The organism is Planktothricoides raciborskii GIHE-MW2, assembly GCF_040564635.1.
Taxonomy (GTDB): Bacteria; Cyanobacteriota; Cyanobacteriia; order Cyanobacteriales; family Laspinemataceae; genus Planktothricoides; species Planktothricoides raciborskii.
In genome coordinates this window covers 4,132,772-4,154,934 of the sequence record NZ_CP159837.1, presented here as the reverse complement: position 1 = coordinate 4,154,934, position 22,163 = coordinate 4,132,772, and the positions used below count along the sequence as shown (strand labels likewise).

The following is a 22,163-nucleotide window of genomic DNA, read 5'->3' as shown; positions in this document are numbered from 1 at the left end:
GATGACCTAATCCAAGTTATCGTAGTTGATCTTAGTCAAATTCCCGTCTTTATCTTTGACTAGATTTCCGCGTGAATCACATAAAAATAATTTTTTGTTGGTGAAGCGATCGCAAATTTGGATAAACTCCTCCAAGGTCATATCCATGTCTTTCAAGATTTCCTCAATCGGACACCCAAGATACACCCAAGGAAACTTGCCATCGTGCATTTTGACTAATTTAATCGCATCCTCTCTAGATAGCCGTCCTCTTCTAATATGCAGGCAAGCCAAATCAGTCGCTCGCCCAAAACCATACTTTAAAAACTTAAAATAGTCGTGAATTCCCGTTTGATAATTATCAAGGTTTTCATAGTTTACTAAAGAACCTTCTACTGGCTTGTGATAGGTTTGAAAACCATGAGCTTGTGCATACAAAGCATTTTGATAGCCATCCCAAGGCAAGTAGTAACCTAAAAACAAACCAGTTACTCCCACCCTTTGCAACTCTTCATCAGAAGGGTAACTATATTGAATCAGATGCTTGCGTTCAATCCCTTCCTGACCAATCAAATCGGAAACCCGTAGTCCCAACAAACCGCCAAACTCTTCCAACCATCTTCTGGTCAGCGTATTGTTTTCTGTGGCACTAGCAGGCCCTCCATATTCATTCTGAGGATTTTCGCCCCAAATGATTAAAGGAATATTGAATTGTACAGCCACCCGTACAGGAATAGTAAAAATAACAACGTGTTCCGGCCAAAAAATATCACCAATTTGAGTTAAGACTAGCTTATTTATTTTGCGTCGTACCACTGGGTTAACTGTTACTTCAAGATAGTCAACGCCCAAATTTTTCAAATTTTCAATATTGCGCCGTCCAATATCCGATAGTTTATCTGTTGTGGAAGTAACACATAGAGGATTCATGCCCAGTTCCAGCATCCTGATTACTTGAAAATGGCTATCCTTGCCACCACTAACTGGAACAATACAGTCGTAATTACTTCCATCTTTTGACCCATAGCGATCAAGTACCTTGACTAACTGTTGTTTTCGAGATTCCCAATCAACCGCTTGCCGCTTCTCTATATTACGGCAGGCACTACAAACTCCCTCTGCATCAATAAACAAATCAGGCTTGGTTTCTGGCATTACGCAGCGATTACAATATCGAATCATTAAAGTATCTCCTTTAGGAAATTTTTTCTAGTAAGAACCAAGTTAAATCGTCTTGAGGAAAGTTGCGATCGCGATGATAGACGAAACCATAATCTACTAAATGTAAATTTAGATACTGATCGAGCATTTCTCCGGCAAAATCTCGCTTAAATAATTTTCCTTGATGACCTCGATAAATCACCTCAACGGGAGTTGGGTTATAATACTCCACTAAACAAATATAGCGGCTGCTACTTTGATAAAGTGTCTCATAAACTTTTTTTAAATAATCGGGATTGACATGAATTAAAACGCCCTTAATTAATACAAAATCCCAAATTTTTGTGGGGATAAAGTTCAAGATTGACTGATGATATATTTCTATCTCCCCCCCTATCTGTTGCAATTTTTCAACTGCTAAATTGTTAATTTCAATAGCAGATATTTTTATTTTGGGCATTAGTTGTTTTATGGCTTCTATATTTAGCCCTCTATTTGCACCAAATTCAATTAATGAATTAATGTTTTGAGTCCGAGCCAAAATTTTAGAAAATAAAGCTAGATTACTCGCGATAGAAATTTTGCCTTGATTGCGATGAGTATATTCATCTCCAAACTCTTGGCTCCAAAATTTTTCTTGTTCTGTCTGAAAGTCTATATTTTGGGGATTCATTGATTTACTGTCCATACTGTTTCTGTTCTATATGACTATTAATAAAATACCATTCTGGATGTTGTTGCAGTAACTGCAAGCAATCTTCTAATGTAAAATTAGGTTGATTAGGATAAATCGTTTCAATGATTTTTTTAATTAATTCAAAATCTTCGGGAGTATCTACGGTCCAGCGATGGTGACTACAATCTTCAGCATAAAGAACGTGACCCAAACGATATCGTTCTGGTTGTCGATAAATAAAAGGAGTAACGTGCTCGCGGTCTGGTTGTGCTGTGGCTTCTAGAAAGGCTTGTTCCAATACTGAAAAAGAAAACACTTCAGTATCCATCCCTCTAGGATAAGTTCGTTTTATGCCGTTGGACACATAATCATAAGTTGATTGATTTTGCAGATAATAATCAATGACGCGATCGATAACTTGCGGGTCAATTAAAGGACAATCAGAAGTCACCCGAACGACCACAGTTGCTTGATGTGCGGTGGCAGCTTGATAATATCTGTCTAAAACGTCGGCTTCAGAACCGCGAAAGTGAGCAACTGACAGAGAGTTACATAACTCAACAATAGGTTTATCTGTTTGATTAGTCGTCGTTGCAATGACGATTTCATCAGCTAATTTTACTCGTCGCAGTCTTTCCATTTGATATTCGAGCAAGGGTTTTCCTAATACCCGCTTCATCACCTTTCCTGGTAAGCGGGTAGAAGTCATTCTCGCTTGAACAATTATCACCGTTTTCATTTAAGCATATCCCTTACTTTTCGCCATAGCGTGATAACAAAGCATTGATCACCTGCTGAGAAATTCGGAAATTGGTTTGCAAAATTTCCTGAATAATTGGCTTAATTTTGTCGCAATACCCCTGCTCTTTGGCCTTACTAATCACCCCCAGAGTCCCTGTAAAAACCAGATTAAGCTCCGTTGCGACTTTTCTGGCTTTTAAATCATCTAAAATGACCAATGAATCAGTTTTTTCTATGGCCAAAGCAATTGCCGATGCTTCTCCAATATCTAATTTTGTTTCGAGACTTTTTTGATATTCCTTATCTCGAACTGTCTCAACAATAATCCAATTAGGCAAACTTTCTCCAAATTCGCTTTCTATTTCAGGAGTAATATAAACCTGAGAATAAAGTAAATGTAAAAGGTCTAACTCTCCAAGTTTACTTAATATAATCAAGCAACTGGCATCGGAAATCACTACTTTATGCATTGGCAATATCCGATTCTAAATCTTCAACTAATGTACTAAAAACTGAAACATTGTAATTGCCGATGACTTCAATAAATTCACGCTTACTTAAGCCGGCTAATTCCGCAGCTTGACCTGATGTTAAGGTGCCATTTTCATATAATTTAGCTGCTATAAATAACCGCAATTCATCGTCGCTTTGTTCAATTGTGTTAGGAAAATTGAGTTGTAAAGTTCGCAGATTCATGGTCATATTTTCCTCCTTCTTCACTCTTTACTTTCCACTTAGAATATTCCTCAACACAGCCACAACTTGCTCTTGATTTTCTGACGTTAAATCATAGTACATTGGCAAACTAATGGCCTCTTGATAATATTTTTCAGCTTGAGGAAAATCACCACATTTAAAACCCAGGTTTTGATAATAGGGTTGAGTATGAACAGGAATATAGTGCAAGTTAACGCCTATCCCTGCCTGCCGTAATTCCTCAAATACCTGTGAATGAGTTTTAGCAATTTTATCCAGTTTCAGCCGAATAATATAAAGATGCCAACTAGATTCAGTATCAGGATTTTGCCAAGGTAGAACCAGAGGAAAATCCTGTAGCAATTCATTGTACCGTGCCGCTAAAAATCGACGACGGGACACAAATTCATCTAAACGCTGCATTTGACTCGCACCCAAGGCTGCCTGAATATCTGTCATCCGGTAGTTAAACCCCAAGTCTAGCTGCTGGTAGTACCACAATCCGTGGGAATCCCCCTGCATCAACTCAGGATTGCGGGTAATGCCGTGAGTTCGCAAGCGAATCAGCTTTTCATATAAGTCCTGCCGATTTGTCACTACCATACCACCTTCCCCTGTGGTGATAATTTTCACAGGATGAAAGCTAAACACCGCCATGTCCGAAAACTGACAATTTCCTACAGAACTGCCTTGATATTTCGCACCGATCGCATGAGACGCATCCTCTAAAACTGTAAAACCATACTTTCGGGAAAAAGCCCCAATCTTTTCCATTTCGCAAGACTGACCAGCCAGATGAACGGGTACAACCACCTTGGGCAGTTTACCTTCCCGTTCAGCTTGAATGAGTTTTTGTGCCAGACCCTCAATACTCAGATTATAAGTATGGGGGTCAATATCGACAAAATCGACCTCTGCACCACAATACAAGCCACAATTGGCAGAAGCCACAAAGGTATTTGGGGAAGTCCAGAGAATATCCCCTGTTTCTAACTCTGCTGCTAAACAAGCAATATGTAATGCGGCTGTGGCATTGGAAACTGCTACAGCGTACTTTACCCCACAATAGTCAGCTACCGCCTGCTCAAATCGTTCTATGGCTGGCCCTTGAGTCAGCCAATCAGATTGCAAGACTTCAACTACAGCATCGATATCCTGCTGATTTATATTTTGCCGTCCGTAAGGGATAAAATCATTCATTTTGAATTAGTTTATAGACTCTTTTAGTAAAAAAGTCGGTCTGTCTTTGGATTATCACTAACTAAAAATCTTTAATACAATTTACTATTTTCTCAATGGATGCCAACCCAAGTTCGGGGAACAGAGGCAATCTTAGTAAGCACTCTGAAATCCTATTCGTATTATCCATGTCACTGCCTGCTCTGCCATAATGCTGTCCAGCAGGAGAACTATGTAAGGGAACGTAATGAAAGACAGAATTAATGCCTTGTTCTTGTAGAGAGGCGATCAGGTTGGTACGGGTTTGTAAATCCGATAAAATAATGTAATACATATGACCATTGTGCTGGCAATGGGGGGGAATAATCGGACGACGTAATTTGCCAGCTTGTTCTAAGGGTTCGAGGAGTTGATGATAATAGTCCCACAATTTTAAGCGAGTATTGATAATTGCCTGTGCTTCCTCAAGTTGAGCATAGAGGAAAGCGGCAATTAATTCTCCAGGTAAGTAACTAGAACCCTTTTCAATCCAAGTATATTTATCCACCTGACCCCGAAAGAATTTGCTGCGGTTGGTGCCTTTTTCCCGGATAATTTCGGCTTGTTCTATCAGATAGGGATTATTGATGATTAAAGCCCCACCTTCACCCGCAATAATATTTTTGGTTTCATGGAAACTAAAGCAACCTAAATCCCCAAAACTGCCCAAAGGTTTACCTTTGTAAGATGCCATGAGTCCTTGGGCGGCATCTTCAATAAGCAGAAGTTGATTTTTTTGAGCAATTTCTTGCAATGTATCCATTTCACAGCCCACCCCTGCATAATGAACGGGAATAATGGCACGAGTGCGGTTGGTAATGGCTGCGGCAACCAAAGTTTCATCTAAATTCTGGGTGTCGGGGCGGATATCCACAAATACGGGCACTGCTCCCCGGAGGACAAAAGCGTTAGCTGTGGAAACAAAGGTATAACTCGGCATAATCACTTCGTCTCCAGGTTCCAAGTCAGCTAAAATTGCGGACATTTCTAGGGCAGCAGTGCAGGAGTGAGTTAAGAGGGCTTTGTGGCAATTGGTTTGATGTTCCAGCCATTGATGACATTTTTTAGTGAAATTCCCATCACCAGCGAGTTGTCCTGCGTGGTGAGCTTGGCTGATATACCAAAGCTCTTTACCAGTCATGTAGGGTTTATTGAAAGGAATTTTATACATCGGGTTATATTTTATAAGCAATTACTAATAAGGATCCGCCTAGAGGAAAGGATAAACCTAGTTGAATAAGCCAACGTTCTATATCAAGAACTTTCTCTAAAATTTTGTTTAAGGTTCCACTAATTTTCAGTTCACTACTTGGATCGTAATTTTTTGCTTTAGACTGTTGGTTTAATCGAGAAATCAGCATTAAGGGAAGGAGTAAAGAAACAAAAGATGTTACTTTTACTACTTTGAATCCTGCTGCTTTTAACTTGATGATTAAATCTTGTTTAACGTAGCGGCGAAAGTGATGAGCATAAGTATCAGCTTGACTCCAAAGCCAAGGATGTTGAGGAACAGTCAATATTATACCCCCCCGATTTTTGTGGCTTGATACATTTGCCCCAGAACATCTTGGTCTTGTTCTATATGTTCAAGAACGTCAAAAGCACCAATAATATCAAATTCTTCAGTAAAAGGTATTTTCCGGGCATCCATTTGAAATAGAGTTGTTTTAGATAGCCGTTGATTGGCAAATTCTAATCCCCTAGAAAAAATTTCACTACCTGAGCAAGTAAGATGAGGTAAGTTTTTTTCAATTCCTTGTAAAACAAAGCCTGTGCCACAACCAATTTCTAAAAAAGTTTGAGCTTGAGGAAAGTAGTGTTTTATGGCATAAATTATCAGACGATTTCGGCCACGAAACCAGAAATTTTTGGCTTCTAGTTGAGCGAGCATTGGGAAGGCTGAGGCATCAAATCCTTCACTGGCAGCAGCGAGTTGCGGTGCAAAGCTTAGATGTCCCTCCAGGGATGGAGGGGTATAGCCACAGGCAGGACAATGCCAGTTTTGTTGGTTAAAATGGTGGTGACATTGAGGACAGATTTTCATCCTTTGCTACCAATAATAATACCTAAGACAATAAAACCTAATCCGATGGATTTAGGGATTGTAACAGGTTCTTTAAAGAATATAGCGCTAAAAAACATCACTAAAACAAAGGCTAGGCTCATAAATGGGTAGGCATAGCTGAGGTCAAATTTAGTCATAGCAGCCATCCAGCTAAGAGCGGCAAGAAATGCACAGGCAAAGCCACTAATTACCCAAAGATTGAGTAAAAGTTTGATTAGGTATTGCAGTTTTTCTATATTATCTTGAGGAAATGCTCCAGCCAGTTGCACTTGCCATTTAATGACAATTTGTCCGTAAACTGTGAATAGGATTGTGAGAAGAATGTAAAGATGATTCATTATTTGTTTTATTGTGCGCTAGTAGTATCCTCTTGGATAAGTTGTGCTTCTAAATTTAATAGATTTCGAGAACGAGGCTTAATTCTTTTTGCCGGATTACCTATGTAAATTGACCATTCTTCTGTTGACTTTCTTACAACGGAAGCTGCCCCTATTGCTGTCCCTTCTGCCAAATTTACTCCTGGAAATATTAAGCTTCCAGTTCCGATAATGCAATGTTTTCCTATAGTAATACTTTTTTTTATCTCTGACTTATATTTACTAGGAACTGTTGGGTTTGTAAGAGTTTGACCACTGTAATCATCACTCTGTGTAAAGACGTGACATCCATAAGCCAATCCAGAGAAATCGTTAAAAACGATCCCTTCCGATCCACCAGCAACATTGCAAAAAACTGCAATATGAACATATTTACCAATAACAACTTTGCCAGAAATAACGCAAAAGTCATCTATTCTAGAGTTTTCATGAATTTCTATTAATTCAGGATTATATATTGAACATTTTTCACTGATTTTTACATTTTTACCCAAAAACTTGAAAGGAATTTTTGATAGTTGTGTTTCTGTTAAAAATGACATAATTTTATAGTTAAATAATCTTGAATAATTTTTCTTGATTTAGATAAAAGTTTTTCAAATTTTTAGATAGCTGAAAAAATTTTGTAATTTAGATTGGACAAGCACAACATTATTCTCTTAACGTAAATGTTGTATTTCTAACTAAATACAAAGGTCTTTTTTTTGTTTCATCAAAAGTTTTACCTAAATAAACGCCGATTATTCCTAAAATTGCAATAATAATTCCTCCCAAAAAATATACAGACACGATTAAACTACTCCAACCAGTTACAGGAGAGCCATAAAATAAAAATCTCACCAGAATATAAATTCCATAGATAAATGACAAAGTAGCAATCAGAAAACCTAACTGAATAGATAAGCGCAGGGGTTTATCGGAGTAAGCAATAATTGTATCACTAGCCAGTTTCCAGAGTTTAGCAAAAGTATAAGTGCTGGTTCCCTCAAAACGCTTTTCATGGGAAATATCAATACTCGTTGTAGGGAATCCCATCCAATCAATCAATCCCCCAAAAAATCTGAGTTGTTCCCGTATCAAACAGAAATTTTCCGCGACCAAACGAGATATAATGCGAAAGTTTCCCACTTGACCATCATATTGCAATCCTGTGAAATAGTTAAAAACTTTATAAAATAACCATGAAGTCAGTCGCTTTAGAGGTGGATCTTGCCGTTTTCCTCGACGAGCTAAGACTACATCATAACCTTCTTGAGCTTTTTCGTAAAGTCTGGGTATTTCTTCGGGTGGGTCTTGTAAGTCGCAATCCATGACTACAACCCAATCACCTTTACAATGATCTAATCCTGCGGTTATACCATAATGTTGTCCAAAGTTACGGCTAAATTGAATACCTTTGACTCGGCTATCTTTTTGGGCTAATTCTAGGATAATTTCCCATGAGCGATCGCCTCCACAATCTTCGACTAGAATAATTTCAAAATCTTCTGTAATAGTCGAGAGAGAAGCAGAGAGGCGATCGTAAAGGACTTGTAAACATTTTTCTGCTTTATAAACTGGGATAACAACAGAAATATGAGACATATTGATTGTTATAAGGATGAAAAATTAAATTTCATATTTGCTTAAGATTGGCAACGATACAACTTGTGCTTATTTTCTGATATTTTGTAAACCTGCCTAAATCCAAGTTTTTCAGCTTTGGTGCATAGTTCTTGCTGTGATAAATCCTGGTTTAGTGATTCGCTGCCATAATCGGCCATCCCATAATATAGAGTAACTTCACAGTTTTCTACTCCACTACGCACCCCATTTAACAATGGCAAACCAATCACTGCTGTAACTACTAAAGGTTGATCCCAGCAACTTCTACCATCGGCCTTTTGTTGAGGTTCCCAAAACGCCTCATAACTAGGAGTAATATAGAGTAAAGTCAAGTCTTTAATTTCTGGATCAAGATTATCCACCAAGTCTTTAATTTTCCCCAAAGGAGTTTCAGCAATCAGTTTTTTCCGATCAATTTTTGGGGTAGCCATCAGCAAACGGGTGACTCGTTCTCGGATGCTATAAGTATAAGAGATGCCTTGATTCGGATCTAAATAAACTTGATCAACTTGTTTAAGTAAGGCTCCAACATTAACAATTAATGGCAGATAGGAAAATCGTAAAGTAAGGATGAATATCAGCATTAAAGCCGTATAGCCAATTGGACGCTTGACTTGCTTCCATTGATGAGCAGAAACGGCTAGTTTTTGTCTAGTTTGATTCTGCCAATTAATTACAAGTTCGATGGCCTCAAATTGGGGAATACCAAAAACATCAATCAAAAGAGCCGCGCATATTACTAAAGTCATCATTAATACAGGAATGATGAAATATCCAGCACTAGCACCTCCAATTGCCAATAATAATCCAGGAACTTGGGATGACAAAAATGTAAAAATCAAAACGATAGCAATAGAATATCGGAAGCTTTTCTCTCCCTGTCCACTGATCAGCCAGATAGCAGATATTAATAAAGTAAATAAAACAACTTGAGATATAAAAAATGATGGCCAGGTAAGAGCATAGTGAAAAGGAAAAAAATTATAAATAGAGTTTAAGTAAATTTTTTTAATCCCATAAAGTGATATGACACCAAATATAATCGTTGGAATAACTATAGATAAATAACGCTTTAAATCTTGTAAAACTTTGGGAACAAAAATGCAGACAAATAAATAAATAATTAGCATTAAACCTGTGGACATTTTGGCACTCCAGCAGGCAGCGATCGCGGCTATAGCAACCACCCATTCCCAATGCTTAACAACCTTAAAAAGACTTTTTTGTATAGAACGTTGTAACCAACTAATGCCTATAGGCACCATAGCGATAAAGATGGGAAGAGAAAAAGCATAGGATTCTCCGGCCACATAACTTAAAAAATCTACCAGACCACCTAGCCAGATAAACCCAAAGGTAAAAGCGACAAGGGTTAAAACAGAAACCTGCCCAGCGGATAGATGATATACCGTCAAAGTAGTCACAAAGAAAAAAGCTGGGAGAAGTGCGATTTGCTGACTTATCCCCAACAAGATTGGAGTATCCCCACCTAACATTAATGAATTGGCGGCAACCCATCGATGGATACCCACATGATAAGCCAAAGGTATCACTCCATCTAACCCGGTTGAAGGAGTACCAAAACGGGCTATCATATTAATAATTGCTGAATGAAATAGAGTATCTTTGTGGACTAAATTGGTATAAGCTGCAATATCTGAGAATAGATGGGCATAATTCATGCCATTAGTAACAAAAAAATAAAAAACACCTAGAAATATACCCGCAGCGAATATGCCAATTAATTCATAAACAGATTTGAAAATTTTACTCTGCACACCAGAGTAAATTATTAAGGCAATTCCCAATATAGCCAGAGGCAAAAGCAGCCAACCTCCTATGGGAGCGATCGCAAAAGGCAAAAACATAAACCCTAGTACACAGATAGGAAGCATCCATAAATTTTTTCTGTAATGACTACTTAAGGCTACTGAACCAAATAGTGCTAAAGGGTATGCAATAATTCCTCTGACTTGTCTAAAAATTTCTGGATCATATTGGCGAAAATACAGAAATAGCAAAGCAACAATAATAGTGTAAGTTGCAAATAATAATGCAAGTTTAGCGGGAATTCCAGGATAGTCAGATATTGTTTGATTTTTTGGCGTCTCAGGAGAAAGAAGCATATTATATTTTGATAATGTAGGCAATTTTAAGAATTTTGAGCAGCCAGCATCTCAAGAAGTTGGACAGGAGATAGCCATTCGGTATTTTTGTCGGAACTGTACTCAAATTCCTCTGGCACAGCAACGCCTTTTTCTGCCAAAGCATTCAGTTTAAAATCCACATAGGTGGCAAATTGGATACTCGGAGTAATCACATAATGGTCAGAAAACTCCAAAGTTAAATGATAGTCATCTTTGGGACACATCACTTCATGGAGTTTTTCTCCGGGACGAATGCCAATAACTTTGGTAGGAATTCCTGGGGCTAAAGCTGCCGCCAAATCTGTAATTTTCATGGAGGGAATTTTCGGGACAAAGATTTCTCCTCCCTGCATTCGCTCAAAACTCTTAATCACAAAATCTACCCCTTGTGGCAGAGTAATCCAAAATCGAGTCATGCGGGGATCGGTAATCGGGATTTCCGTTGCTCGTTCCCGCACCAACTTCTGAAAGAATGGCACAACCGAACCCCTAGAACCAACCACATTGCCATAACGGACTACCGCAAAGCGAGTTTTGAGTTTTCCTACCAAGTTATTCGCCGCAACAAATAATTTATCCGATGCTAACTTAGTTGCCCCATAAAGGTTAATGGGATTTGCGGCTTTATCGGTGGAAAGGGCAATAACTTTTTCTACCCCACAAGCCATTGCTGCATCGATGACATTACTGGCTCCATTAATATTGGTCTTAATACATTCCATCGGATTATATTCAGCGATGGGAACGTGCTTTAAGGCAGCCGCATGAATGACATAATCCACGTTTCGCATGGCAAGGGTGAGGCGATCGCGATCGCGCACATCCCCAATAAAAAACCGCAGAGAATCTTGGGGAAAAGCTTGCGCCATTTCATACTGCTTTAACTCATCCCGCGAATAGATAATTATTTTTTTTGGCTGATAGTTTGCCAATAAAGTAGAGACACAGTGCTTACCAAATGAGCCTGTTCCGCCTGTAATTAAGATAGATTTATCGTTAAACATTTGCTAATAAGTAAGATTTTCTAATCCTTGTTAATAAGGAAGTTGTCCTAACTGATTGATAATTTTTGTAGGTTATTTCTGTAACAAATCAAAGAACATTTCTTTGTCAATGCCAATATCTTGAATCATACCCATGAGAGTACCTTGCTTTAAATCTTGTTCTGAATGAATGGAACCACTCTGCTACCGTTAATATTCTTGTAAATGGCATGACTACCTTTTTGCCGATCGAGATAAAATCCTAATTTTTCGATAACCTTAATAAATTCTTTCGCTTTGACTGTAGGAAAGTTGCTCATCCTAAAATGCTCAATGATTTAAAAATTAAATTTTCTGTAGGGATAGGTTGATTATCTGCTTTTAAACTTTCAAGATATAATTCAATAGCTTCTGTAATATTGTCAATTGTTTCTTCAAAAGTGTTTCCTTGAGAATGACAGCCTTTGAGAATAGGACAAAAAGCATGATAGCCGCCATCTTCTTCCCTTTCGAGAATGACGGTGTAATTGTAAATTTGTTTGCTGTTATTGTTCATATATATTTTTTACTTGGGCTGATTCTATCGTAAAATCTTTTGGTCTTTCAATACCTATTATAAATACTTAAATGGTGTAGCGATCGCTCTTATATCCTACCAAATTTGCTGGATTCATAAACCATTCCGCTGTTTCTGCCAAACCCCGCTTAAATCCTTCACGTCCACCATATAAAGTTTCCCATCCCACAAGCTGTTTTCCTTTTGTATTATATAGGTGAGAGCCAATAAAGCCATCCGATCCAGTAACTAATATTTTTTTCTTAGAACTCAATTTATTTTCCTCTGTATATTGATATTATGTGTCTAAATAAGAATTGAATTTATAAAACGGTTAATTTTCGAGCGCATCAACTACCTGAGCCATTCGTTGAAATTCTCTATTGCGTTGACAGAGTTCATCATAAGTCCCTGAATCTGCAATCTGTCCCTGACTCATAAAATAGAGGCGATCGCAATTTTTCACGGTACTTAATCTGTGAGCAATCATAATCAGAGTTTTCTCGCCACTCAACTTCTCCACAGCTTCCATCACCCCCGCCTCAGTCTGATTATCCAAAGCTGCCGTTGCCTCATCCATCACCAATACCTCTGGATTATGATACAACGCTCTGGCAATGCCCACCCGTTGTCGTTGCCCCCCTGACAGCCGCACCCCTCGTTCTCCCACCAAAGTATCCAAACCTTCGGGTAAACTTTGGACTAACTCAGTCAACTGGGCTGATTTTACCGCAGACTCAATCCAATTCTCATTAATTTCATTTGCGGGAATCCCAAAAGCAATATTATTTCTCAGGGTATCATCACACAAATAAATACTTTGGGGAATATAACCAATCAAACGCTGCCAAGCGGATAAATCGTCATAAATATCGCGACCATCCACTAAAACTTGCCCCTCAGTGGGTGGCAATAGCCCTAGAATCACATCCACAATCGTCGTTTTCCCTGCCCCAGAAGACCCCACAAAGCCAACGGATGTTCCTTTAGGAATGGTTAAAGACACTCCTTTGAGGGCGCGATCGCTGGCTCCTGGATAACGATAGAAGACATTCTGTAAGGCGATTTCCGTTTCTAAAACGGGCTGCACCTCAGCAAGTTTGGAATAATCAACTAATTGCCTATTTTCTAGCACTGGTTTTAGTTCTCTCAAATCCTGATAAAGAACATGAACAGTATGAGAACTAAAACGCATCGCTGTAACTGAATTCAAAATTCGATTAATCGAAGGCATCAAGCGAAAAGCTGCTGCGGCAAATAATGAGAGCGTGGGGATTACGTCGCTTAAATCTCTACCCTGAGCTAAAACGGACACCAAAATTAGCATTAATCCGACAACAGCGATAGTCTCAATAAAAAATCGAGGTAGCTGCCTCACAACTTCAAAATACTGAAAGGTGCGACTTGATGCAACATGATGATGATGATAAACATTCAGAAAAAATTGTTCTCGCCCTAAAACCTTTGCTTCTTTGATGCCTCCCAATCCTTGATTAATCGTCTGAATCCCTTGACCTTGGTGATATTGTCGAGATTTACCTAGCTGACTTAACTTAATGCGAACAACGCGATAGAAACTGGCAGTTGCTAAACCAATAACTCCACCCGCCATTAAAAAAGTCACTGGCTCCATCAGCCATAAAAATAAACCAATGCAAGCGAGAATTGTCAGTTCCGTGAAAGCTAATAGACCAGGAGCTAAAACATTAACAAAGAAAAGAGTGGTTTCAATACTCAGATTCCGAATTAATTCCGCTGTATTTCGCTGTAAGTGGAAAGTATAAGGACTATATAGATAAGCCCGAAAAAGTCTGGAAGATAATTCAATTTGTTTATCATAAATAAAACGGCATTGTAAATAGTGAAGTGCCGTTAAGTAAGAGTTTTTTATAATATAAAGACCAATAAATGCCAACCCACATCCCATTAAAAACTGACGGGGTGCTGGTTCTCCCACTACTTGATAAATCCAGCGCAAAATGCCCTGCTGTTCAATCAGTTCTGGATTTCCCAAAAGTGAGATTAATGGCAGAACTAAACCAACTCCTAAAGTTTCAAAACCACCGCCAATCAGAATCAGGATAAACAGCCCTGCGATTTGCCACCGTTCTCTAGTTGTAAATAAATAGAGTAATTTTTGGAAAAATTTCATCGATTAGTCTGACTCGTGGTTATCTGCCTAAGAGTATCACAGCTTGAACTTATGGGTGAATAACGTTCATTTACCTTGTCTCGTAGGAAGACAGGGGTTGCGAGGAAATGTTCCTGGTTGGGAGAAATTGTTGTGAAGAGGGGCAGAGGAGCAGGGGAACAGAATCACGGGTAGGGTGGGCAAAATTTGCCCACCCTACTACTGCGCGGGAATGACAGACTTGCGCTGTGGTGGATTCCCAAAAGGGTTTCGGGACACAGAGGGCAAAGAAAGCGATGGATCGCACATATTTTTCTTTAAAAGAGGGCGATCGCTTTTCTCCTTACACCTGCCAATCTTCTACTCTTAACTCTGACACCCGCTCAAACTCTCTGGTATTATGAGTGACTAATGTGAGATTATTGACTATAGCAATAGCCGCGATCGGTAAATCATCAGGGCCAATTGGCGTTCCCAAAGCGGCTAAATTACTTCTAATTTTTCCAGCTTTTTTTGCCGCTAAGTCGTCCAAAGGCAAAGAAACAAACAAATCCAAAAACTCTTGTTGTCGGGATAAATGTTTCAGGGGATTGCCACTTCTCATTGCCCCATAAAACAACTCAAATTTCACCACAGAACAAACGGCGATATCTTCTGGGTTAATCGGGCCCGCGCATTTCGATAATACGTTAATGTTTTTAACCGATAAATATCTGCCGAAATGCTTCGCCCCTACATTAGAATTAGAGAACGTCGATTTAAATAGATGGCGATGACATTAGTATCTAATAGATCAAGCACTGGGATTTATTGATGCGTGAACATTCCTTCTAATTGGTCATCTAATTCTGGAGAAACTCCAGATTCATCAATGGTTATGGGCGCGTCAGCACAACTGCCCCAAGTTCTTTCAAAAAATCCTGGTGGCCATCCTTGGTGTCTGGCTTTTTGTTCGTCCTTTGCAGTCATAGTAGGCTGAAACACCACTAAGACTTCTAATTCGGTGTTCTTTACTTCCGTTGGCATCTGCACTCTTAAAATGCCATCTTCTGGGATTGTAGTTTTTAACTGAATATTTTGCATTGTGGCTAATATCTAAATAACTACGGTTTTAGTAATCTCATGGGTAATGGGTCATTGGTCAGCCCAATCCACTCAGGCAAACTCTACCCAAATTCTATTTCAATTTCAGGGGTAATAGAGATGCGATCGCGAAGCGTTGCGGATGCAATCTCGTAAAGCAAATGTAATAGTTCTAGCTCTCCAATTTTCCTGAAAATAATCAAACAACTGGAATCAGCAATAACAACTTTAGGCATTTTGAATGTCGGCTTCTAAGTCGGCAACTAATCCACTAAAAACGGAAACATTATAATTGCCGATCGCTTCAATAAATGCTTTTTTACTTAACCCTGCTAACTCCGCTGCTTGACCTGATGTTAATGTCCCATTTTCATATAATTTGGCCGCAATCAATAATCGTAACTCTTCATCGGTTTGGGCAACCGTGTTGGGAAAATTTAACTGTAAGATGCGCTGATTCATTTGTATTCCTCCCATATATTCATCACCCAGTCAAAGTCAAAGCAACTTACCCTGGAGTTCTGCATATTGCTTAAACTTGCTGTCTGATGACATCAAATAGGCATCATGGGCGATTGCTGTGGCAATAATCAGTCGATCTTGTGGATCGCGGTGATGCTCTGGTAATTCTACGCAAATATCAGCAATTTTCGGAGTAATAGGCAACAAAAGAATCCCAGAACCATTCAACGCCTTCTCAAACCAATCAGCTATTAAGCATTGTTTGTCATGTGTTGATGGTGAAACAGCCATGCCACCTCAAAACAGCTAATCGCAGAGACCGCCACCACATCCAAGAGTTCAATTTGTTCTTTTCTTTTAACTGCCAGGGAGTTAAAATCTTGATTAACCCACCACAACCAAATATGTGTATCCAGCACAATCATTGGGGAAGTTCCCAGTCACTATCTGGAACGCTATCAATAATATTACTTGCCAATATCTGAACTTTACCAGCCAGATCGGGGTGAGGAGTCCGCCGCTTAATTGAAGGTTCTGCGGGTTCTGCCAGCACGAGGAAAATTACCTCAAAATGCTGGTTGGGTGGTAATTTAGGCACATGTTTAAGATTTCCTCGCTCGTCCGTTTCTAAGATTAAACGCTGTGCTTGCATGATTGACTCCGTTTGCTGCTGCTAATTCCTTCAGGCTAATTTTGGGCAAACCATCTTGCCGCCATTGGGTGTAATCAAAGCGTGCGATTTTCAATTTGGAAAAAATTCTGCATCTAAAGTTTGTTCCCAAGTATAGGGGCAGGATTCGGGAAACTTGGTGTAGGAAAAACCCGTTTCACGCACAGCGAGGTCTAGCCCACTTTGATAAGCTAACGCCAGCGCTTCTTGCAGATAGGGTTTAAGACTAGGATTCTCTTGCAATAGAGTGAGAATTTCACGCCGTTGCGCTCGAACCGTCGCCAACCAACTATTTCCCCTTAATTCAGGCTGGTACTGCCATAAGAGTAAATGTCCCAGCAAAATCCCCAAACGATTTCTCAGTTCCTGCCGTTCTCGTCTTCCCAAGGCGGCAATTTCCTCCAGCAAATTTGGCAGATCCAACAGTTCCCATTGATGCTGTTTTAGGGCTTCCGCTTGGCGTTGTGTCCAAGCATAAAAGTCTGTCTCATAAAGACTCATCCTCTCGCCACCTCCTCTCGAACCGCGTCAGGAATCAATAACTCCTCATACAAAGAATGCCACAGTTCAAACTTTCCAATCTTAGCTAAAGCAATTAAACGGCTAGAATTGGCAACCACAATCATTTCTTTTTATCGCCCAAAAGTTTTTCTAAATTCGCCACTTCTGCCACCCTACTACTGGAGTCACGGGTAGGGTGGGCTTGCATTTTGCCACCCCTACTACTGCTGTATCCCTACAGGGAATTGTCTTGGAACCAGGAATCTAACTCCCCAAGAGATTGAAAATCCAACAAAGCCTCACCCAGAGACTCCAGTTGAGGAATCGACAGACTACGAATTTGCGAAACTTGTTCGGGACTCAGCGCCCCAAAACGGCGAGAGAGCAACCGCACAATCAGATTAACTTCTCCAATTTGCTCTCCTTCTTGGCGTCCAATTTGAATCACTTCTTTATAAAAACGAGTTTGGGTCACATCTGCTTCTCTGAGATCCAACATATTGCGTATCTCCTCAATGCTCAAATTATCAAATTTATTTACCAGTAGGGGCGAACGGCCGTTCGCCCCTACGACCAAATCGAGGTATTTCTCAAAGTCTTTCTGGCTTTGGACACGGGTTAAAATCGATTTGGCGATCGCAGCAGCCTTTCGCTTAGGCATCACCACCAACTTCAGCAAGGACAAATTCGGACTGAGCTTTTCTACTGACAGTAAATCCTCTAGATACAACCGCGTGACGGAACTATCTAACACGCCTTGATAAGGAATTTTTGGCCCCAAGTCCAGACTGCGACTGCGTAGGATTAACAATCCCTGCCACGGTCTTGTAATTTTATATTGATGCAGGTAAACAAAGATTCCCGCGAAGTAGCGACCGTAAAATTCGGTGTCAGTCTTCATTTGGGCTTCGAGAAACACCAAGGGTAAGCTGACATCATTGGAGATCGGGGTCAGCAAACCATCGAGACGGATTTCTTTTTCCTTCACCACGGGCGCACTATAGTCAAATTCGCAGTCTGGGGGTACTCCCTGTAATAGTTCGGAAATTAGACTAGGTTGATTTAAGAAAATTCGGTAAAATAACTTATCTGTTTTCATCTTTTAACAGCTTTAACAGATTTCTTTAAATATCGAGAGACTACGCACTTGAGAAACTGGTCTTTTCATCAAGGCAACCATTCGGGAGACAGAATTTCTGCTAAAGAATACGGGCAATTGTCTGGGAATATGTCTGGAGATAGCTGAGATTTCCGAATGGCATTTTTTCTAGCTTTTTGATAAATCTTATCTAGGACTTGGACGCAATAGTTATAAAGAACTTTAGACTCAAATAGCAAATCTAACTCCAATCTAAAGTTATCAATTTCTGTTTCCCATCCCTTACCAGACCAATCTTTTTCCGATTCCCAGTAATCATAAAGCAGCAGGTGAATTAAAAGCCTTAACAAATAACTTTCTACTTTATGTCTTTGCTCATTTCCCAACGCGGCTATTTCCTCAATTAAATGTTCCCAATCAACGTTTTCTAGCTCTCGATTTTGCAACTGCTTGAGAGTAATGTTTAACCATTCAGGATAATCTTGTTCATAAATTTGAGAAATAACATTTACCGATGGCATTTTCTTTCCTTCTTTTTCAAATATTTAGCCTAAGTTAAATTACTTCGCATCAAAAAAGCATCTAGATTCGCTTATAAAGTTCTTCCCGCTTAAAGCAATAGTCTGGGGGCAGAACGAAACGATGCTGCGCTACCTTCGCTAAAAATTCATCCTTTCTCTTGATCTCCGCTGCTGTCTCCTCTAACTTTTCTGGCAAAACAATCACTTTCAGCCGTGGCTGTAATTGCGCCAGATATTGTGATGGAATTCCAATCATTCCATTTTCAATAGTGGCTTCAAACGAAATTGCTTCCATCATAAGATTCCCCATAATTTTTTCCTCCCTTCAGCGCAATGGTTCACTCTAATCTTTGTACCGACTGGTCGGAAATTCTTCGATATCTCACCCCTTGGGAATCAATGGCGATCGCTAGTCTTTTGAGGCGATATCATTTTTTCTGTTCCTCAAAGCTATTCCGAAGGCGTGAAGCGAAGCTCAGGCGAGGGAGGCGATCGCAATAATCCAAACCTAGCCGTAGGGACACAGCAATGCTGTGTCCTCTGTGTCCCTACAGGGAATTGTCTTGGAACCAGGAATCTAACTCCCCAAGAGATTGAAAATCCAACAAAGCCTCACCCAGAGACTCCAGTTCAGGAATCGACAGACTACGAATTTGTGAAACTTGTTCGGGAGTCAGCGCCCCAAAACGGCGAGATATCTGACGCACAATCAAATTCGCTTCTCCCAGTTGTTGTCCTAGTTGTTCTCCTTCTTGGCGACCTTCTTGCCGTCCAATTTGAATCACTTCTTGATAAAAGCGGGTTTTGGTAACATCTGCTTCTCTGAGATCCAACATATTGCGTATCTCCTCAATGCTCAAATTATCGAATTTATTTACCAGTAGGGGCGAACGGCCGTTCGCCCCTACGACCAAATCCAGGTATTTTTCAAAGTCTCTCTGGGTTTGGGTACGGCTTAAAATCGATTTGGCATTGCACACAGCCCCTACACCCTACACCTCTTACCCTAAGCCTTTAACCCTGAGCCTGTCGAAGGGTCTAAGGGATGAAGGGCTACACCCTACACCCCGTCATAATGTGAAAAATGATTTTGCTCATAGATGCCAGATGTTAACTAAACATCGAGCGGTTTTGCCAACTATCATATATCTCTGTAAATATTGTCTTCAAATCTTTGCTGACTTGCCAATGGGGATAATGCGCTTGCATTTTTGCCAGATTACTATAGTAAACAATGTGGTCTCCTTCGCGAGCCCGTTCAGAATACTCATATTTCATGGGTTTGCCACTAATAGACGAAATCAGTGCGAAAGCCTCCATCATGGAAATACTATTATTCTTACCTCCCCCAAGATTATATACTTCCGCCACTCGTGGTGATTGGATAAATGAGGCGATAAAAGTGGCCACATCCCAAGCATGAATATTGTCGCGCACCTGTTTAGCCTTGTAACCATAGACAGTATAAAGCTTACCCTCAACATTGCACTTAATTAGATAGCTAAGAAACCCGTGTAGTTCTACCCCACTATGGCTAGGCCCAGTGAGGCACCCTCCCCGCAAGCAGCAGGTGGGTATATTAAAGTAGCGACCATATTCTTGAACGAGAATATCCGCAGCCACTTTAGATGCCCCAAACAGGGAGTGCTTCGACTGATCGATGGTGAAAGTTTCGGGAATGCCATCAATCCAGGGTTCTTGGGCGAACTCCCAGCGGGTGTCCAGTTCAATTAATGGTAGTTGGTTTGGCGCATCCCCATAGACCTTATTAGTGGACATATGAACAAAGGGAGACTCAGGGCAATATTGTCGAGTTGCTTCCAGCAGGTTGAGAGTACCGACGGCGTTGGTATCAAAATCATCAAAAGGAATGGCCGCAGCGCGATCGTGGGAGGGTTGGGCTGCTGTATGAACGATCGCATCTGGCTTAATGGCGGCGATCAGAGATTGAACCCCACTGCGATCGCGAATATCCAACTCATGGTGGAAAAAATTGGCAAATTGACTTTCTAGGCGTTGCTGATTCCATCGGGTACTGCCCTGAGAGCCAAAGAAGGTTTCCCGCATATTATTATCAACGCCATGAACCTGGTAGCCTTCGTGGGCGAAAAAAGTAACCACCTCACTACCAATTAAGCCACTGGAACCCGTAACCAAAATTTTTTTATTTTTCATAATTTATTTTCTAATTTATCCGAAAACTTATAATAACAATAATAACCACGATCGGTCTGGTTATCTTGAGAGAGGGTTTGGTTAAATTTGTTTGACATAAATTCAAATCTGGGGTTTCATTACGCTCTATTGGCAATCATTATAAGGGATTCGCTGTTACGCTGCTTCGCTTGATGCCCCTGGGTGAAGATGGACGTGCAGGAGAGTGCTATCCCGAAGGCGATCGCATCATTGATATCTAGGGTGTAGGGTGTAGGGAACAGGGTAAAATAATTAACAATTGACCATTAACTTATGAAAATTGATTTTGAAAATCACAAAGGCATAGTGATTTACACGATTTCCTTTAATTCATGTTACTCTGGGAAAAAACTCGGAGCTAAAATTTGTCCGATTTCAAGGGGAAAAGATTTGGCAAATATCGTCTCAGGCAGATTGGTTTCTCGACCGGGCGTACAATTGCGGGATTTACTGATTTCGTCCTCCCCGCCCCCAAATTTCACTAATTTTTAGTCAATTTGAGGGCTGGGGAAACCGAAAAAAGTAATTATTTCACTTCATCCGCATTGATACCCGCCTGTTGCAACAGTTTTTTCAGGCGAGCAATTTCGACCTCTGCGGAATCGGCGCGTTGTTTTTCTTGTTCGGCGCGTTGTTTTTCCTGTTCGGCGCGTTGTTTTTCCTGTTCGGCGCGTTGGGTCAACTCAACAGTTGTCAGAAAGCGCTGACCATCAGGGTAATAAATGGCTAAGGTATCTGCTTCGAGGACAAAACGAATCCCCAATCGAGGGCTAGTCCAGTCTGATACATTTTCTAAAAATGTGAGATTTCCTTCTTGTCGCTGTAATCCGGTCAAATGATTGCGATCGGGGTCATAAATGTAATATTCCTCGACCCCATAGCGCTCGTAAAACTGCAACTTCTTGGTCATTTCCTTGAAGGTATTACCAGGGGATAAAATCTCAAAGACCACTTGGGGGGCGATATTTTCCTCAACCCATTGGCGATAAGACCCCCGGTCTCCTTTGGGGCGGCCAAAAACTACGAATACATCTGGGGCAACGCGAATGTCTGGTCGTCCCTCTACGGGATACCAAAGCAAATCTCCGGCTACAAATACTTCAGCATTTTGGGCAAATAAACATTCTAGATTTTCTTTGATTAAAACAATCCAGCGAAATTGTTGGGTATTGTCTGCCATTGGTTGTCCATCGCTATCGGGATAAATGATGTTACGGTCTAAAGAGAGTGTCATAGGCTTTATCTTCTCTGGGTTCTAGTTTGATTTTAGGCGATCGCATCATTGATATCTAGGGT

Annotated in this window: 33 protein-coding genes; all 33 read right to left on the bottom strand. The window is 40.2% G+C overall.

What is annotated here, in order from left to right:
• Nucleotides 1–6 precede the first annotated feature (6 nt).
• Complete coding sequence (locus tag ABWT76_RS17760; RefSeq protein WP_354634702.1) at nucleotides 7–1,161, bottom strand: N-acetyl sugar amidotransferase; 1,155 nt, start codon at nucleotides 1,159–1,161, stop codon at nucleotides 7–9.
• Nucleotides 1,162–1,174: 13 nt separating this feature from the next.
• Nucleotides 1,175–1,828, bottom strand: coding sequence for a pseudaminic acid biosynthesis-associated methylase (locus ABWT76_RS17755; RefSeq protein ID WP_354634701.1), 654 nt, complete (start codon nucleotides 1,826–1,828; stop codon nucleotides 1,175–1,177).
• Nucleotides 1,818–2,555, bottom strand: coding sequence for a glycosyltransferase family protein (locus tag ABWT76_RS17750; protein WP_354634700.1), 738 nt, complete (start codon nucleotides 2,553–2,555; stop codon nucleotides 1,818–1,820). Before ABWT76_RS17750 ends, ABWT76_RS17755 begins: the two co-directional genes overlap by 11 nt.
• A 13-nt stretch (nucleotides 2,556–2,568) precedes the next feature.
• Entirely contained in the window at nucleotides 2,569–3,015 is a 447-nt protein-coding gene (locus ABWT76_RS17745; RefSeq protein ID WP_354634699.1) for a DUF3368 domain-containing protein, read from the bottom strand.
• A 4-nt stretch (nucleotides 3,016–3,019) separates the two neighbouring features.
• A complete protein-coding gene (locus tag ABWT76_RS17740) occupies nucleotides 3,020–3,259 on the bottom strand; it encodes a UPF0175 family protein (protein ID WP_354634698.1) in 240 nt (79 codons plus the stop codon).
• A gap of 21 nt (nucleotides 3,260–3,280) precedes the next feature.
• Entirely contained in the window at nucleotides 3,281–4,453 is a 1,173-nt protein-coding gene (gene pseC / locus ABWT76_RS17735; protein ID WP_354634697.1) for a UDP-4-amino-4,6-dideoxy-N-acetyl-beta-L-altrosamine transaminase, read from the bottom strand.
• 61 nt (nucleotides 4,454–4,514) lie between these two features.
• Complete coding sequence (rffA, locus tag ABWT76_RS17730; protein ID WP_354634696.1) at nucleotides 4,515–5,642, bottom strand: dTDP-4-amino-4,6-dideoxygalactose transaminase; 1,128 nt, start codon at nucleotides 5,640–5,642, stop codon at nucleotides 4,515–4,517.
• Nucleotides 5,643–5,646: 4 nt separating this feature from the next.
• Entirely contained in the window at nucleotides 5,647–5,988 is a 342-nt protein-coding gene (locus ABWT76_RS17725; protein ID WP_354634695.1) for a hypothetical protein, read from the bottom strand.
• 2 nt (nucleotides 5,989–5,990) lie between these two features.
• Nucleotides 5,991–6,515 carry a class I SAM-dependent methyltransferase gene (locus ABWT76_RS17720; RefSeq protein WP_354634694.1) on the bottom strand — a complete coding sequence of 175 codons (525 nt, stop codon included), beginning with the start codon at nucleotides 6,513–6,515 and terminating at the stop codon, nucleotides 5,991–5,993.
• Nucleotides 6,512–6,874: an EamA family transporter gene (locus tag ABWT76_RS17715; RefSeq protein ID WP_354634693.1), complete on the bottom strand. Its 363-nt coding sequence runs from the start codon at nucleotides 6,872–6,874 to the stop codon at nucleotides 6,512–6,514. Before ABWT76_RS17715 ends, ABWT76_RS17720 begins: the two co-directional genes overlap by 4 nt.
• Before the next feature lie 8 nt (nucleotides 6,875–6,882).
• A complete protein-coding gene (locus ABWT76_RS17710; protein WP_354634692.1) occupies nucleotides 6,883–7,455 on the bottom strand; it encodes an acyltransferase in 573 nt (190 codons plus the stop codon).
• A 109-nt stretch (nucleotides 7,456–7,564) separates the two neighbouring features.
• Nucleotides 7,565–8,497, bottom strand: a complete 933-nt coding sequence (locus ABWT76_RS17705) for a glycosyltransferase family 2 protein (protein WP_354634691.1) — start codon at nucleotides 8,495–8,497, stop codon at nucleotides 7,565–7,567.
• 41 nt (nucleotides 8,498–8,538) lie between these two features.
• Complete coding sequence (locus tag ABWT76_RS17700) at nucleotides 8,539–10,644, bottom strand: hypothetical protein (protein WP_354634690.1); 2,106 nt, start codon at nucleotides 10,642–10,644, stop codon at nucleotides 8,539–8,541.
• A gap of 26 nt (nucleotides 10,645–10,670) precedes the next feature.
• The gene (gene pseB, locus ABWT76_RS17695) at nucleotides 10,671–11,669 is read right to left on the bottom strand and encodes a UDP-N-acetylglucosamine 4,6-dehydratase (inverting) (protein ID WP_354634689.1); all 999 of its coding nucleotides are present in this window, start codon (nucleotides 11,667–11,669) and stop codon (nucleotides 10,671–10,673) included.
• Between the two features lie 149 nt (nucleotides 11,670–11,818).
• Nucleotides 11,819–11,968 carry a type II toxin-antitoxin system HicA family toxin gene (locus tag ABWT76_RS17690; RefSeq protein ID WP_199317372.1) on the bottom strand — a complete coding sequence of 50 codons (150 nt, stop codon included), beginning with the start codon at nucleotides 11,966–11,968 and terminating at the stop codon, nucleotides 11,819–11,821.
• Nucleotides 11,965–12,204, bottom strand: a complete 240-nt coding sequence (locus ABWT76_RS17685) for a type II toxin-antitoxin system HicB family antitoxin (RefSeq protein WP_190878817.1) — start codon at nucleotides 12,202–12,204, stop codon at nucleotides 11,965–11,967. Before ABWT76_RS17685 ends, ABWT76_RS17690 begins: the two co-directional genes overlap by 4 nt.
• 67 nt (nucleotides 12,205–12,271) lie before the next feature.
• On the bottom strand, nucleotides 12,272–12,478 hold the full coding sequence (locus tag ABWT76_RS17680) for a hypothetical protein (RefSeq protein WP_190878819.1): 207 nt from the start codon (nucleotides 12,476–12,478) through the stop codon (nucleotides 12,272–12,274).
• A 60-nt stretch (nucleotides 12,479–12,538) separates the two neighbouring features.
• Nucleotides 12,539–14,356, bottom strand: a complete 1,818-nt coding sequence (locus ABWT76_RS17675; RefSeq protein ID WP_354634688.1) for an ABC transporter ATP-binding protein — start codon at nucleotides 14,354–14,356, stop codon at nucleotides 12,539–12,541.
• Nucleotides 14,357–14,678: 322 nt separating this feature from the next.
• On the bottom strand, nucleotides 14,679–14,969 hold the full coding sequence (locus ABWT76_RS17670) for a PIN domain-containing protein (RefSeq protein WP_313890669.1): 291 nt from the start codon (nucleotides 14,967–14,969) through the stop codon (nucleotides 14,679–14,681).
• 173 nt (nucleotides 14,970–15,142) lie between these two features.
• Nucleotides 15,143–15,418 (bottom strand): hypothetical protein, encoded by a 276-nt coding sequence (locus ABWT76_RS17665; protein WP_054466177.1) that lies wholly within the window; start codon nucleotides 15,416–15,418, stop codon nucleotides 15,143–15,145.
• An 83-nt stretch (nucleotides 15,419–15,501) separates the two neighbouring features.
• Nucleotides 15,502–15,654, bottom strand: a complete 153-nt coding sequence (locus ABWT76_RS17660; protein WP_156331699.1) for a hypothetical protein — start codon at nucleotides 15,652–15,654, stop codon at nucleotides 15,502–15,504.
• Complete coding sequence (locus tag ABWT76_RS17655; protein WP_190878823.1) at nucleotides 15,647–15,880, bottom strand: UPF0175 family protein; 234 nt, start codon at nucleotides 15,878–15,880, stop codon at nucleotides 15,647–15,649. Before ABWT76_RS17655 ends, ABWT76_RS17660 begins: the two co-directional genes overlap by 8 nt.
• Before the next feature lie 36 nt (nucleotides 15,881–15,916).
• Nucleotides 15,917–16,087, bottom strand: a complete 171-nt coding sequence (locus tag ABWT76_RS17650; RefSeq protein ID WP_242049922.1) for a PIN domain-containing protein — start codon at nucleotides 16,085–16,087, stop codon at nucleotides 15,917–15,919.
• A gap of 44 nt (nucleotides 16,088–16,131) precedes the next feature.
• Complete coding sequence (locus ABWT76_RS17645) at nucleotides 16,132–16,305, bottom strand: PIN domain-containing protein (protein WP_199317373.1); 174 nt, start codon at nucleotides 16,303–16,305, stop codon at nucleotides 16,132–16,134.
• A complete protein-coding gene (locus ABWT76_RS17640; RefSeq protein WP_054466179.1) occupies nucleotides 16,302–16,532 on the bottom strand; it encodes a hypothetical protein in 231 nt (76 codons plus the stop codon). Before ABWT76_RS17640 ends, ABWT76_RS17645 begins: the two co-directional genes overlap by 4 nt.
• Before the next feature lie 90 nt (nucleotides 16,533–16,622).
• Nucleotides 16,623–17,051 carry a DUF29 domain-containing protein gene (locus ABWT76_RS17635; RefSeq protein ID WP_190878825.1) on the bottom strand — a complete coding sequence of 143 codons (429 nt, stop codon included), beginning with the start codon at nucleotides 17,049–17,051 and terminating at the stop codon, nucleotides 16,623–16,625.
• The gene (locus ABWT76_RS17630; protein ID WP_255353185.1) at nucleotides 17,048–17,176 is read right to left on the bottom strand and encodes a hypothetical protein; all 129 of its coding nucleotides are present in this window, start codon (nucleotides 17,174–17,176) and stop codon (nucleotides 17,048–17,050) included. Before ABWT76_RS17630 ends, ABWT76_RS17635 begins: the two co-directional genes overlap by 4 nt.
• Before the next feature lie 110 nt (nucleotides 17,177–17,286).
• Nucleotides 17,287–18,150 (bottom strand): DUF2887 domain-containing protein, encoded by an 864-nt coding sequence (locus ABWT76_RS17625; RefSeq protein ID WP_190878828.1) that lies wholly within the window; start codon nucleotides 18,148–18,150, stop codon nucleotides 17,287–17,289.
• Between the two features lie 68 nt (nucleotides 18,151–18,218).
• A complete protein-coding gene (locus ABWT76_RS17620; protein ID WP_190878830.1) occupies nucleotides 18,219–18,671 on the bottom strand; it encodes a DUF29 domain-containing protein in 453 nt (150 codons plus the stop codon).
• 61 nt (nucleotides 18,672–18,732) lie between these two features.
• Nucleotides 18,733–18,969 carry a hypothetical protein gene (locus ABWT76_RS17615; RefSeq protein WP_190883084.1) on the bottom strand — a complete coding sequence of 79 codons (237 nt, stop codon included), beginning with the start codon at nucleotides 18,967–18,969 and terminating at the stop codon, nucleotides 18,733–18,735.
• A gap of 250 nt (nucleotides 18,970–19,219) precedes the next feature.
• Entirely contained in the window at nucleotides 19,220–19,651 is a 432-nt protein-coding gene (locus tag ABWT76_RS17610) for a DUF4351 domain-containing protein (protein WP_354634687.1), read from the bottom strand.
• A gap of 130 nt (nucleotides 19,652–19,781) precedes the next feature.
• Nucleotides 19,782–20,846: an NAD-dependent epimerase/dehydratase family protein gene (locus ABWT76_RS17605; RefSeq protein ID WP_054466185.1), complete on the bottom strand. Its 1,065-nt coding sequence runs from the start codon at nucleotides 20,844–20,846 to the stop codon at nucleotides 19,782–19,784.
• A 547-nt stretch (nucleotides 20,847–21,393) separates the two neighbouring features.
• Nucleotides 21,394–22,101 carry a Uma2 family endonuclease gene (locus ABWT76_RS17600; protein WP_354634686.1) on the bottom strand — a complete coding sequence of 236 codons (708 nt, stop codon included), beginning with the start codon at nucleotides 22,099–22,101 and terminating at the stop codon, nucleotides 21,394–21,396.
• Nucleotides 22,102–22,163 lie beyond the last annotated feature (62 nt).